Annotated in this window: 9 protein-coding genes; 2 read left to right on the top strand and 7 right to left on the bottom strand. The window is 43.3% G+C overall.

Annotated features, from left to right (window positions below; translation table 11 throughout):
* Window positions 1-5 precede the first annotated feature (5 nt).
* From FD723_RS19715 to FD723_RS19700, 4 genes are all read right to left on the bottom strand, one after another.
* On the bottom strand, window positions 6-4685 hold the full coding sequence (locus tag FD723_RS19715; protein WP_179066850.1) for a caspase family protein: 4680 nt from the start codon (window positions 4683-4685) through the stop codon (window positions 6-8).
* A 126-nt stretch (window positions 4686-4811) separates the two neighbouring features.
* Window positions 4812-5738: a hypothetical protein gene (locus FD723_RS19710; protein ID WP_179066849.1), complete on the bottom strand. Its 927-nt coding sequence runs from the start codon at window positions 5736-5738 to the stop codon at window positions 4812-4814.
* A 9-nt stretch (window positions 5739-5747) separates the two neighbouring features.
* Window positions 5748-6143: a hypothetical protein gene (locus FD723_RS19705; protein ID WP_179066848.1), complete on the bottom strand. Its 396-nt coding sequence runs from the start codon at window positions 6141-6143 to the stop codon at window positions 5748-5750.
* A gap of 168 nt (window positions 6144-6311) precedes the next feature.
* Complete coding sequence (locus FD723_RS19700) at window positions 6312-6986, bottom strand: HupE/UreJ family protein (RefSeq protein ID WP_179066847.1); 675 nt, start codon at window positions 6984-6986, stop codon at window positions 6312-6314.
* 499 nt (window positions 6987-7485) lie between these two features.
* On the opposite strand from FD723_RS19700, the gene FD723_RS19695 reads away from it, so the two are divergent.
* Window positions 7486-9300, top strand: coding sequence for an endonuclease (locus FD723_RS19695; RefSeq protein ID WP_179066846.1), 1815 nt, complete (start codon window positions 7486-7488; stop codon window positions 9298-9300).
* A gap of 136 nt (window positions 9301-9436) precedes the next feature.
* On the opposite strand, the gene FD723_RS19690 is transcribed toward FD723_RS19695, so the two are convergent.
* From FD723_RS19690 to FD723_RS19680, 3 genes are all read right to left on the bottom strand, one after another.
* Window positions 9437-11188, bottom strand: a complete 1752-nt coding sequence (locus tag FD723_RS19690; protein WP_179066845.1) for an ABC transporter ATP-binding protein — start codon at window positions 11186-11188, stop codon at window positions 9437-9439.
* Window positions 11189-11432: 244 nt separating this feature from the next.
* Window positions 11433-12089, bottom strand: coding sequence for a hypothetical protein (locus FD723_RS19685; RefSeq protein WP_179066844.1), 657 nt, complete (start codon window positions 12087-12089; stop codon window positions 11433-11435).
* Window positions 12074-12355 carry a hypothetical protein gene (locus FD723_RS19680; RefSeq protein WP_179066843.1) on the bottom strand — a complete coding sequence of 94 codons (282 nt, stop codon included), beginning with the start codon at window positions 12353-12355 and terminating at the stop codon, window positions 12074-12076. The genes FD723_RS19685 and FD723_RS19680 overlap by 16 nt, the downstream gene beginning before the upstream one ends.
* A 161-nt stretch (window positions 12356-12516) precedes the next feature.
* On the opposite strand from FD723_RS19680, the gene galE reads away from it, so the two are divergent.
* Window positions 12517-13515 carry a UDP-glucose 4-epimerase GalE gene (gene galE, locus FD723_RS19675; protein ID WP_179066842.1) on the top strand — a complete coding sequence of 333 codons (999 nt, stop codon included), beginning with the start codon at window positions 12517-12519 and terminating at the stop codon, window positions 13513-13515.
* Window positions 13516-13556: the final 41 nt, after the last annotated feature.

The raw sequence follows: 13556 nt of genomic DNA, 5'->3' as shown, positions 1-13556 counted from the left end.
CTAGGTTAGCGCAGAGGTGTATCAGCGTGTTCAATCGCTCCCATTAGTTTTAATGCTACGCGCTGTGCTGACGTTAGCCCTGTTACACCTGTGATATTCAGCCCTGCACACAGTTTATAGCTAATTACCCGCAGACAGTCGCCAGTAGTTGCATCCCAAATACGGATGGTTTCATCAAAACTGCCACTGACAATCCACTGACCGTCGGGGAAAAACGCCACTGAATAGACCCCAGAATCATGCCCGACAAAGGGTTGACCAATGGGCTGACCATTCACATCCCACAACCGTACTGTGTTGTCATTACTGCCACTGACAATCCGCTGACAGTCGGGGGAAAACGCCACTGAATTGACCCTAGAATCATGCCCGACAAAGGGTTGACCAATGGGCTGACCATTCACATCCCACAACCGTACTGTCTTATCATCACTGCCACTGACAATCCGCTGACAGTCGGGGGAAAACGCCACTGAATTGACCCAATTTTTATGACCGACAAAGGATTGACCAATGGGCTGACCATTCACATCCCACAACCGTACTGTGTTGTCATTACTGCCACTGACAATCCGCTGACAGTCGGGGGAAAACGCCACTGAATTGACCCTAGAATCATGCCCGACAAAGGGTTGAGCAATGGGCTGACCATTCACATCCCACAACCGTACTGTCTTATCATCACTGCCACTGACAATTCGCTGACCGTCGGGGGAAAACGCCACTGAATAGACCAGGTTTTTATGCCCGACAAAGGGTTGACCAATGGGCTGACCATTCACATCCCACAACCGTACTGTCTTGTCATCACTGCCACTGACAATTCGCTGACCGTCGGGGGAAAACGCCACTGAATTGACCAGATTTTTATGCCCGACAAAGGGTTGACTAATGGGTTGACCATTCACATCCCACAACCGTACTGTGTTGTCATTACTGCCACTAACAATCCGCTGACCGTCGGGGGAAAACGCCACTGAATTAACCCTAGAATCATGCCCGACAAAGGGTTGACTAATGGGCTGACCATTCACATCCCACAACCGTACTGTCTTGTCATTACTGCCACTAACAATCCGCTGACAGTCGGGGGAAAACGCCACTGAATTGACCCAATTTTTATGCCCGACAAAGGATTGACCAATGGGCTGACCATTCACATCCCACAACCGTACTGTCTTGTCATTACTGCCACTGACAATCCGCTGACAGTCGGGGGAAAACGCCACTGAATTGACCCTAGAATCATGCCCGACAAAAGGTTGACCAATGGGCTGACCATTCACATCCCACAACCGTACTGTCTTGTCATCACTGCCACTAACAATTCGCTGACCGTCGGGGGAAAACGCCACTGAATAGACCCAATTTTTATGCCCGACAAAGGGTTGACCAATGGGCTGACCATTCACATCCCACAACCGTACTGTCTTGTCATTACTGCCACTGACAATCCGCTGACCGTCGGGGGAAAACGCCACTGAATTGACCAGATTTTTATGCCCGACAAAGGGTTGACCAATGGGCTGACCATTCACATCCCACAACCGTACTGTCTTGTCATTACTGCCACTGATAATCCGCTGACCGTCGGGGGAAAACGCCACTGAATTGACCAGATTTTTATGCCCGACAAAGGGTTGACCAATGGGCTGACCATTCACATCCCACAACCGTACTGTCTTGTCATTACTGCCACTGACAATCCGCTGACCGTCGGGGGAAAACGCCACTGAATTGACCCTAGAATTATGCCCTTGAAGGAACAATAAGACTCTGCCAGAGGATGCTTCCCAAACCTGTACAGTACCCTTACTATCTCCAATCACCAATTTTTTGCCATCAGCACTAAATGCCACCGACAAGACCGTTCCTAGAACTGGCGCAAAGACCGAGTTCGTCAGATCCGCTTCCATCAAATTTATCCACCGCAAGCTGGCATTAGCAAAGTTTACGTCTGTAATAACAGTATGGCTGAGATCAGAATTTTCTAGACTATAAGGATTTCTTCCTATTAGTAATTTCACCAGGTTGCCACCCATATAACCCACCTGAGTCTGAGTTCTGCCACGGGTTGACTGAATTAGTGTAAGCAACCGTTGTTTAAATACTTGCTCATTTAACATTGGCACAGCTAAATCCAGTACAGCTTTTGCTAAGGGAGCCGTACCAAAATAATTAGATAATTTTTCTAAAGATGCTTTGGCGAATGAATTTAGCGGTGCGATTGGGAGCGGTTGCTTATCTTCCCCGCATTGTCGTTGAAAGTATTCTGACCAAGTGTAATCTTGTGGTGGAACAGTATCTAAATGAGACTGTGCTTGAGCCAGTTCTGTGAAATCGCGAGCTAAAAGGCCTAACTCTGCCACCAGCTTGTAGGCAGCAAAAAATTCCAATAACGAACGATGGGCGGGGCTGTAGTCTCCTTCCGCATTACGGATCAGCATTGTTTGCCCCATCATGTCGAAATGCCAGTGGTCTAAATCTTTTTCTTCCTCGACTACAGAACCAAATAAACGCCGAATCCGGTCGGGAAATTCTTTGTAGTTCATGCTCATCTGGTCTGTTGAGAGCATTTCCCAGGACAACTCACACAAAAAATAGAGCTTGTCTGCCAATGAGGTAAAGGTACGGTTGGTTTTGATATCTCTCTCCATTTTGTGCCGCACAGCATATAAATATACCCGTGATATATCTACTGGCTTGCCCGCCTCAATCTCTGGCAAAGCTTCTATAATTAGTTCCGTCATTACGGGACGACGTGCCAAATCCCGCAATGTCGGATTACTCATTATCTGTTCTACGGTTTCTGGTTCAGCACGAAACGCTAATACTTGCCGAATTTGCTCGTCATCAAATTTTTCTAATTCCAGCACTTCAAAGCGCGGTGTCTCTAGAGGCAAGTTAATTGTAGAAGCTTGCAACTCTGCACTTAGCAAAGCCCTTCCTTGTTTAGCTTCTGGGAAATGTTCGGTGCGACAGGTGAGAATTACCTTTGCCCCTGGTACTACTACTTTGGCTAGTTCCCAGAAGTTGTTGATCATCTCTTGGCGATTGACTCTAGCTGCCATTTCATCAAAGCCATCAAAAATCAACAACACTTTACCCATGCGGTTGAGTTGCTCAAAAGCAGAATAACCAGGCAGTGGGATTTCATGCTTGCGAAAAAAGAATTCCGAAAATAGCGATTCTACACTGACTGCTTTGGCATAGTCCCGTAAAGGAATGACTAATGGTAGACGTGGACGTTCTACTCCCCGGCGTTGAGCATCCCGATAGCGTTGCAGGGCAGTCCAGGCATAATGCAACCCAAACCAGGTTTTGCCAGTGCCAAATTCACCCAAAACAGAAAGGTGTTCTTTGGCAGGATCATCAAGCCAGCGCTCAACATAACCATCAATCCCACCATCAGTTTGATCGTAGCGGCTCATACCCATTTTCTGCTTTGAGGTGGGATCAAATTCCTCTTTGGTACAAGCTAGGGGTACATAAGTGCGGTCAATTCCCCGTTGCTTGATTTCATTTTCTAACCAGTTGAGGTAGACATTAAAATCGGCATCCCTATCCAGCAACTCATCAAGGGTGTAGCAAAATAAATTTTGATTTTCTTGCTTGCTCACCTCATCTTTAGCAGCGCGACTGACACGGCGATTGGTGATTAGCCAACCTATATCTGTTTTTCGAGCATTTACTGACTGTCGCAAGGCAGCAACATCTGCCATTCCGGCTTCTCCTGTAATGCCGCGCACCAAAACTCGGTTATACCCCTTTTTCTCTATAGGGTTATTGACATTAATAATCCACTCAAAATAATTTTCATTGCTAATTTCACCTTTTTCAAAGCCATAACGTAGGGCAGTGAACCAAGCCCGTAATTGCTCTGCTAATTTATCTGTCTGATTTGGTTGACTCGGAGTTTGTACAGTAGATTGAACAGGTTGTTTATTTGTTGTTTCTTTCCTAAAAAAGAGATTAATACACCCCAAGTTGTTAGAGATGAATTTTTGGGGTGCTGTTTCTAATTCCTGCCGCAAGAATGTTACTAGTGTTTCGTTCGTGACCCATTGGTTAGATACATCAGCCAAGTCAAATCCGCGCAAAATCGCGCTAGTGAGTACGCTGCTAGCTCCGCTCACGTTTTCATGGGCTAGCTCAAATTCTCTAGAAGCGGCAATAAAACAGCGATCGCGTGTATTTCCGCGATCGCCTGGATCGGCTTCTGTAAAATTGAGTAGTTCCCCACTGTAACAACAGTCCAACCAAATAATCTGCTGCCTTACTGGGCTGTCTTGCAATAAATCACGCAGCCACTTTAATCGCAGTCCCCAGTTCCCATCACAATCGGTATCACTAGTAGCTAGAAAACCTTCTTTGCGCCGACCTTTACGAAGACCATGCCCAGAAAAATAAAAAAGGGCTGTATCTGGAACGCTTCTGCCTTCAGGATCAAATAGTTCCTCTAAAGCCTTCTCTAAATCTGCCACCTTGACTTCCTGGTTTGGTGATATGCGTGGTGCATCACCTTCAAACGGATCTAGGAATTGTGGCAATCGCTTGACACGAAAATTTCCAGCTTCACTGAGTCGCTTGGCGATCGCTTCAGCATCGTTAGCAGGCGATCGTAACGCTGACAATCCTGGAATATTATACTTATTAATACCAACAACTAAAGCATCCTTACTCATTAATATGCGGCTTTTTGTAAAAGTTCTGGAAAATTTATCAATATCCTAGCTATTGTTTGATTTTAACTGTATTTTCACAGGTAAGAATCGAGTAAATATTCCTTACTAAATATTTACCCATGAGAGTCACTTTTCCTTTAGAGGCGTAAATATTGGTCTGTCGCCATCTAAACCTCGTAACAAATAAATTGTCAATTGCTGACCTAATTCTTTTTCTTGCTTCGGATTAATAGGTATTCGCCAACGAAGAGATTTGTAAAGTTCTAAGCGATACAAATCAAACGCAGATTCCAATAAATTACAGTAGACACTTGCGGCATCAACTGCCCAGTAATAAGCAAAGATTGCTCCCAGAAAAGCAGCAGGGATAGCCCACCAAGCCCAAACAGTCCAAACGAGAAACAGCAAACTCCACAGCCAAAAACGGGCTGCTGTATTCAGATTTGACCGTGCTTCCTGTAATTCTTTCTTCACTCCATCCGGTAATAGTAGCCAGAGGCGAGACCAGCAAATTACAGCATCTAAGCCATACTTATCAGAAGGGCGGCTTTCAGATGCTCTGAGAATATTACCTAACTTTGTAGGCATTAACCTATTAAGTTGAGATGGAAACTGCATAAGTTGTCCATCCAGCGTTACATATTCTTCTAATTCTTCGTCAGTTATTTGTTTATTTTTTTGATTAGCCAGAGTTTGCCAACGATTTTCTTTTCGTTTAAATTCATGCTTTTTTTGCTGTATCATCCAGCGTCGTAAGAAAAGTAGGGGAGACAGCCAACTAGGCCAATAGCCTTCTAAAAATCTGAGAATAAATAAATCGAACCTTTGAACCACAAAAGCTGAGACAGCAATAATCAGCAAACCACTTACCATCACAGCAATCAACAAAGATTCTGATTGCAGTTTAAGCCAGTCTTCCAAGGGTTTTCTACCAAAACGCCACACCCAAGCTAGTAATCCCCCAATCCAGAAAACAAAGGCTGGTGTTAGTATGTTCGCAGCCCAGTTTTCTGCCAGCTTTCCACCCAGACTTTCCAAAAATTTGGTTGGCATATTTTGTAACTAATCAGCAGGTATTAGTGGGACATTGTGAGTCGGACAGTTTGGTATCTTTGCTCCGACAACGCGACGATACCAAGTATAATCGTCCCCTTCAGGACATCTATATTTTGAAGCGGATATTGGTTGACTTTTACCTGGAAGTTCTTCAAAACCTTTTGATACCTGTTTTTTACTGAGAAACTCAGCTATCCAGTTGCGAGTATCTGGGTAACTTTTGAGCATTGCTAAAATCGGTTCATGAACTGGCTCCCCTGCTTTAGCTTGTGCCAATAGTTCAGACAATTGGCGGTCTACTTGAACCGCATCATCTCCTAAAATTTCTGGAAGAAGGGGACGAATCGAGCGACTTCCCTCTAGAATATCTTCAGGTTCAAACACCACAATTTCAAACCTCATTATGTAAAATTAATGGCTAATTCTTTTACATATACACTGAAACAGATTAACATAATTAATTTTTGAGCATAGATAAAGGAAAATTTTTAGTCCAAAAACATAATGGGGCACACAGTTAGCTGTACGCCCCCACGAATGAATGTATTCCACTGAATTGAAATATGTGATTTAAATGATCGAATTGCTCAAAAACACGATGCCGATCGCACACAAAGCGAAGCCAGCAATGCTCATTTTCCAGGATAAAATTCGGTTGATTTCTCCCATACCCATCCCAACACCAATTTCTCTAGCACTCATGGCAACTGCAAACAGAGTTAAGGTAATACCTAGTATATATGCAACTACTGGTATTATTCCTACACTAATAATAGATTCAGCATTCGCGTAACCCTGAAATAAACCAGCACTAATGCCCACCAGAGCAAGCACCAGAAAGTTTAGTTGATTTGGCATCATCAGCATAGTACCAAAAACAATGGTAGAAATAGCGATGGCTATTTCTGTGCCTGGTAAATCTAGCTGCAATAAATGAATTACAATGCCCAAAACTGTTGCGAAGATAAAACATCCAGCGATCGCAGCGCCACGAACAAATACAGATGAGAGTAAGCCAATCGCCACAATACCAACTAAGCAATTTAAGCTAATTACTGGATCTGCCAATCCCCAGAGAAAGCCTTCCCAGGCGTTAGAGATGGCGTGGTCAACTGGTGTACCACTCAATGAACTCAGTAAGCTAATTAAAACTAAAGCTGCGATCGCCCCAATATGTCGATGCATTAACTTCGAGGTATGAAGTTCCTTTGAGACAGAGGATTCTGATAATTTAGTCTTGAACATCACTATAGTCCAAATTAGTTTTTTCGGTAATCTATACTACCCATCTACTCCAAAAAACTAACGTAGTAAAAAAAGTATTAGGCAACTGGAAGTCGCCCGATGAGTAATAAGGGACTGACAAATAAAAAAATATTCAATTAACTCTCGTGGGGTGGTCATCTTGCCCGCCCAGTCCATAAGGTGGGCAAGATGCCCACCCCACAATATTGGATAATTTATTTATTGGAGTTCCCTAAATATAGACTTTTCAAACAACCTCCGAGTCGGAGAGGAAAGGTTTTGCGTAGTAATTTTTTTTAGTGGTCTTTTTATTCAGCTAATTAAACAGATACTATATGCAAATCCAGGCTTATTATAAAGCTTCTAACTTCTGAATTGTTCTTCAACCTAGTATTTCTTCCAAAATTGGATGTTCCCCTTTACCTAACTTAAAACTTATCTTAACTGAACTCTATCAAGAAGAAGATTAATCTAGAAAATATCTTCATTGAAAGAGAGAATGAAATTCATCAAATTGCTACTACTTAGTATTACTCTCATCTTTTTTGTATGGACTAATCCGCTACAAGCTAGTCCAATAGCTCAATTGCCAACGCCTTTACCTTCAGTTGCACAACGGGAAACAACATCTCTGCAAAAGTCACAGGATGCATTGACTGTTGCAACTTTTAATGTGGAGAATTTAGACCCTAAAGACAAAGACCAACGCTTTGATAATATTGCTAAAATTATTGGCAATAATTTGAACGCACCAGATGTCATCAGTTTAATTGAAGTTCAGGATAACAACGGGCCAACCAATGATGACGTTGTTAATGCAAATCAGACTTACCAAAAACTGATTGATGCGCTCAAAAATATTGGTAGTCCAACATACGATTTTGTTGATATTCCGCCCAGCGACGATCAAGATGGTGGAGAACCCGGAGGAAATATCCGGGTTGGTTTCTTGTTTCAACCCAGCCGGATAACTCTAGCAAAACTGCCCCAAAAAGGCGGCTCATTAGATGCTGTGACTATTACTCAAGGTGCAAATGGTCTCGATCTCTCGCTTAATCCAGGTCGGATTGATCCCACGAATCCTGCTTTCGATGACAGCCGCAAGCCACTTGTAGCAGAATTTATTTTTAACGAGCAAAAACTGTTTATTATTGCTAATCACTTTGTTTCCAAGCTTGGAGGTTCTCCCAGCGATGTTAAACGAGTCAAACAAGCCGAAATCGTGAATGGATTCGTCGCGCAACTACTGGAAGCTGACCCACAAGCTAAAGTAATTGTACTGGGTGATTTAAACGATTTACCAGATTCCTTAGCTCTGAAGACCTTAGAGGGTAACATTCTAGAAAATCTGACGGATCGTTTACCTGTTAGCGATCGCTTTAGTTTTAAATTCCGTGGAAATAATCAACTTATTGACCATTTGTTAGTCAGTGAAAATCTTTCTCGTGCTGCTCAACCAGAAATTGACATTGTGCATGTTAATGTTGGCTTTCGTCAACCGGCCAGCGACCACGATCCTGTGATTGCAGCGTTTACATTGCCTGCTAATCAGTCCACCTCTGAAAGTATTCCTCCTGTTGTTCAACCTACTCCTACTCCCGCAAGTGATTCGGCGATTATATTGCCTCAATTATCCAAAGTTGCTTTAGTGAAAGAACTCGCTAAGGAGTATACGCCAAGCAAAAGTTTGAATTACGATCGCGCCAGAGATCAAATGTTCGGCGTTATTGACAACCAAGCAGGTATTGTCACAGATATTTATGCTAGTTACCCAATTCGTTTAAGTGGCAATGGTGATCCTAGTCAGGAAGCTGACAAATTAGGACTGAATACCGAACACGTTTGGCCACAAAGTAAAGGCGCCCAAAAAGGTAATGCCAAAAGTGACCTTCACCATCTGTTTCCAGCGCGGGAAGATATTAATACTGAGCGAGGTAATAAACCCTTCGACGATATAGCCGACACAAGTACTAAGAAATGGTATCGAAATGATACTGTCCAATCTACAATTCCTACTAGTGCAATTGACGAGTTTAGCGAATCAGCATCTTCTAAATTTGAGCCTAGAGAGAAAGTAAAAGGGGATATAGCCAGGGCAATTTTCTACTTTTACACTATTTATCGGGATCAGGCTAAGAAAGTAGACGAAAATTACTTTCAGAATCAGCGTCAAACTTTGTGTAAATGGAATCAGCAAGACCTACCTGATATTACTGAGATAGAACGGAGTCATGCGATCGCCCAATTTCAGGGTAATGAAAATCCATTCGTGTTAGATGTCACATTGGCAGAACGAGCCTATTGTAATTCCTAGAGAGTAGGCGATCGCAACTGTGCATTGGTAACAAATGCCTACCCACCCCGGTTTTGGCTTTAGACAAAACCGAGGTGGGGTAACGCGAAGAATGCAGTTCGTTCTCTTAACCCTGCAAAATTAATGGGACAGACCACTAGTGCAGTAATTCCTCAACTTGATGTTGGCTCCACAAAGTTCTATATAAACCTTGTTGTTTTACAAGTTCTAAGTGATTGCCTATCTGTACAATTTTTCCTTTTTCCATCACAAAAATTCGGTCAGCAACCGCTGCTGCTGATAATTGATGCGTGATAAAAATTACTGTTTTGCGTTTAGTATCATCGGAGAGGTTTTTGAGGATTTGTGCGGCTGTTTGATTATCTACACTAGAGAGGGCATCATCCAAAATTAATACTGGAGCATTGACCAGCATAGCCCTAGCTAAAGCAGTACGTTGTCGTTGACCGCCAGAAAGAGTAATACCGCGTTCACCAACAATAGTTTCATATTGCTGGGGAAAATTGTAAATTTCTGATTCAATTTGGGCAAGTTTAGCAACAGATTCTACCTGCTCTTGTTCGCTAACTGGATCGCCGTAACGGATATTATTTTTGATTGTAGTACTAAATAGAAAGCTATCTTGAGGAACGTAGGCGATCGCACCTCTTAAATCTGCCAAAGCAATCTTAGTAATATCCACCCCATCTAAAAACAATTGTCCTGATTCAATATCTAACAAGCGGGGCAAAGCATTGGCCAAAGTTGATTTACCCGAACCAATTGCCCCAACAATAGCAACAGTTTCTCCAGCCGCAATGGTAAAGTTCACATTTGCTAAAGCTGGAGTAGTTGAACCAGGGTAATTGTAAGTGAGATTTTTCGCTGTCAATTCCCCTTTCAGTTCAGCCACCGGCAGATGTATGGCATCGGCTGCATCTTTAATTTTCGGCGTGACAGAAAGAATAGATTCCAGCCTATCAATACTAACTTCACCCCGTTGGTAGGCAGTAATTGTGAATCCTAAAATTGCTGTGGGGAAAGCCAAACGCTCTACATAAATTAGCAGTGCTAAAAAGTCGCCAACCTCAAGCGTCCCAGAAGACATCCGCGCTGTCCCTAGCCAAATGATGATCAGTGAACTGATATTAGCTAGCCCGCCAATTAGCGGAAACAATGTATTTCGGATTTTTGCCAGTTCTAGATTCGCAGTCAATAGCTGCTGATTTTTCTTGGCAAAAGCTCGACGCTCGTTTGCTTCTTGGGCATAGATTTTAATTAAGGCAATGCCACTGATATCCTCCTGAATGAGTTCGCTGATGTCAGAGAGTTGCTCTTGGACTGTTGCTTGTTGTTTACGTAAGCGAGTGCTAAACAGACTCACCAACAAGAACATAAAAGGGTACACTGCCAGGGAGGCTAGTGTGAGATCCACACTAATCGCTAGCATTACTGGCAGTGTCAGAGCATAAGCAAAGGCTGTATTTGCCAAACTCAAGACCGCAAAACCCAACAACCGTTTGATATTGTCTACATCACTGGTAGCCCGACTAATCAAATCGCCAGCAGTATTACTAGCAAAATAAGCAGGCTCCAGCTTGAGTAAGTGTTCAAAAATCCGTTGTTTCAGGTCAAATTCCACTTGACGCCCCACCCCAAATAGCCAAATGCGTGATGCCATTCGCATTAGCCACATCGCCGAACTGAGTAAGACAATGATTACTACATAATGTAATATTTGGTTCCAGTTGAAGGTTGTTGAGAGCTTGTCAACACCAGCACGAATCAACCAAGGGATATAAACGCCCAGTGCATTGACAGACAACAAAGCGAGAATGCCTAAAGATGCCTCCTGCCAATGGGGTCGTAAGTAAGCACTGAGTTTAGCGAGTCGTCGAGATTTTGCCATTAAAGCAATTTTGCAACTTTATCATCCTAGATTAACTGCTAGTCCAAGAAGGCAGCTATGTAGGGGATTGGGGATTGGGGACTGGGAATTGGGGATTGGGAAAGAATGGGGTCTGAATCCCTATTTAAATTTTCTCAATCCCCAGTCTTTAGTTTAATGAAACCCTTGCAAATTCGTAATTCCGAATTTCGGGTAGCGTTACTAAAGCGTTGCATTGCGGTCTTTTTAGTATTTCTTTTTTACTTTATGACCGCTGAACACGCAAGAACCTATAAATTTCAACGAGATAACTTTCCCAAGTTCTGGTTGTCAATTGCAACGTTTCTGCATTTGGTACAAAGTCTTCAAGTCGTAAACCCCGTGTGCGAATATCTTGAGGATTTCCTTGTAAGAAGTAGGGAGGCACTTTCAAATTATAAGAAAGAATGCTATCCCCCATCACATCTGAGATGTTCGCTGTGGTGCTTGGTTGACCTAACGCCACTAGTGTCCCAGATGTTGGTGCAGCAGTTGCTACATAATTTTGATCTGCCATTGCCAGAGGTGCGCGATAAAGGAAATAGGCGACTGCTGGTGTACTTGCCAACAGCAAAATCGTCAGTGCCCAACCGAGCAAAACTCCTCCTGGTTTCTCTATCCCACCTGCTTTGATTTTCTGAGCAGCCAGAATCATCAGCAAAACAGAGGCTCCTAGAGGCTTAAGTGGAAAAGACAGCATCCTCCATAACGACGCCACAGCTGGTTCACTGGGGTTAAGAAATGATAGGGCTACGATTACCAAGATAACGACTAAGATTAATCGCCCAACAAAAGTTCCAGAGGGATAAAATCGCTGGAACAGAGAATATACGATAGTGCCAATCAGCAGCCACAGCAGTACCCGGCTTAGCAATAGAAACATAGATTAACTCTCAAATTTTCTGGTGCGGTGAGCCAGTGTGGTGATGAGGCAGCCCGTTTTGTTCGGGGTTTCCACGCTAGTTCTTCAACGGGGTGAACCCCGGTAATGAACGTAGTGGCTCCCCAGTTGGGACTGCCGTGCATGATTTCCCTGGATAAAACAACTGGCGACTTCTTAGCCATAGCAACGCTAGCAGCGTCACCCGTAAAGGTCAACCTAGAGGTTTCGGGAAATGGATTTATTTGATTGTCAAATTGTAATCGCACTGTTTGACTTAAAATATCTCAAACCTCACACCCAAAGACTACCGTCGTAGTGATTTTAGTGCAATTTTTTGACACTGCGTCTATTATTTATAATTTTCCAGAAGAGTAATCTAGTACCGGTAAACTAAATTAATTGAATAATCCACTCAAAAGGAAAAACTATGTCGCCTGGAAAGCCTACCATTTTGGTAACGGGGGGAGCTGGATATATTGGTTCTCATACGGTGCTTGCTTTGAAGCAAGCGGGTTATAACGTTGTCATCCTTGATAATCTGGTCTATGGGCATCGCGACCTGGTAGAAAGGGTTTTACAGGTAGAACTGATCGTAGGGGATACAGGCGATCGCGCCTTACTTGATCGCCTATTTAAAACCCACGATATTGCCGCTGTGATGCATTTTTCTGCTTATGCCTACGTAGGAGAATCGGTAACTGACCCGGCGAAATATTACAACAATAACGTCCTTGGTACTTTGACCTTGTTAGAAGCGATGCTGACGGCATCTGTAAAGAAATTTGTCTTTTCTTCTACCTGTGCCACCTACGGCGTACCAGAATTCGTGCCTATTCCCGAAAACCATCCCCAAAATCCGATTAATCCTTATGGTGCTACAAAGCTGATGGTAGAGCGGATTCTCTCTGATTTTGATGTCGCTTACGGTTTACAATCAGTGCGTTTCCGCTATTTTAATGCTGCTGGTGCTAATCCCAATGGTTTACTCGGCGAGGATCATAATCCAGAAACCCATTTGATTCCCTTGGTGCTGATGACAGCTTTAGGCAAACGAGAATCGATCTCAATTTTCGGCACCGATTACCCCACGCCCGATGGTACTTGTATTCGTGATTATATTCATGTTAACGATTTAGCAGATGCCCATATTTTGGGATTGGAATATTTATTAAAAGGTGGCGATAGCGAAGTTTTTAATTTAGGTAATGGCAGCGGTTTCTCTGTGAGAGAAGTCATTGCCGCTGCCGAAGAAGTGACAGGAATTTCGATACCAGTAGAAGAACGCGATCGCCGCCCTGGCGATCCCCCAATTCTCATTGGCACCAGTGAGAAAGTCAGAACAATCTTAGGCTGGAAACCGAAGTATCCATCCATCCAAGATATTGTGGCTCATGCATGGCAGTGGCATCAAAAGCGACATAAGTAAGAAATGGGGAATGGGGAATGGGGAAAGACTTGTTGTAAGTT

The sequence above is a fragment of the Nostoc sp. C052 genome (assembly GCF_013393905.1).
GTDB lineage: Bacteria > Cyanobacteriota > Cyanobacteriia > Cyanobacteriales > Nostocaceae > Nostoc.
Note: the sequence above shows the minus strand (reverse complement) of the source record. Positions and strands in the feature narration are given on the sequence as shown.

Bases quoted from the DNA above. Each gene is read 5' to 3' on its own strand.
- galE (WP_179066842.1), top strand. From the start codon at position 12,517: ATGTCGCCTGGAAAGCCTACCATTTTGGTAACGGGGGGAGCTGGATAT.
- FD723_RS19690 (WP_179066845.1), bottom strand. From the start codon at position 11,188: ATGGCAAAATCTCGACGACTCGCTAAACTCAGTGCTTACTTACGACCC.
- FD723_RS19700 (WP_179066847.1), bottom strand. From the start codon at position 6,986: ATGTTCAAGACTAAATTATCAGAATCCTCTGTCTCAAAGGAACTTCAT.
- FD723_RS19710 (WP_179066849.1), bottom strand. From the start codon at position 5,738: ATGCCAACCAAATTTTTGGAAAGTCTGGGTGGAAAGCTGGCAGAAAAC.
- FD723_RS19695 (WP_179066846.1), top strand. From the start codon at position 7,486: ATGAAATTCATCAAATTGCTACTACTTAGTATTACTCTCATCTTTTTT.
- FD723_RS19685 (WP_179066844.1), bottom strand. From the start codon at position 12,089: ATGTTTCTATTGCTAAGCCGGGTACTGCTGTGGCTGCTGATTGGCACT.
- FD723_RS19715 (WP_179066850.1), bottom strand. From the start codon at position 4,685: ATGAGTAAGGATGCTTTAGTTGTTGGTATTAATAAGTATAATATTCCA.
- FD723_RS19705 (WP_179066848.1), bottom strand. From the start codon at position 6,143: ATGAGGTTTGAAATTGTGGTGTTTGAACCTGAAGATATTCTAGAGGGA.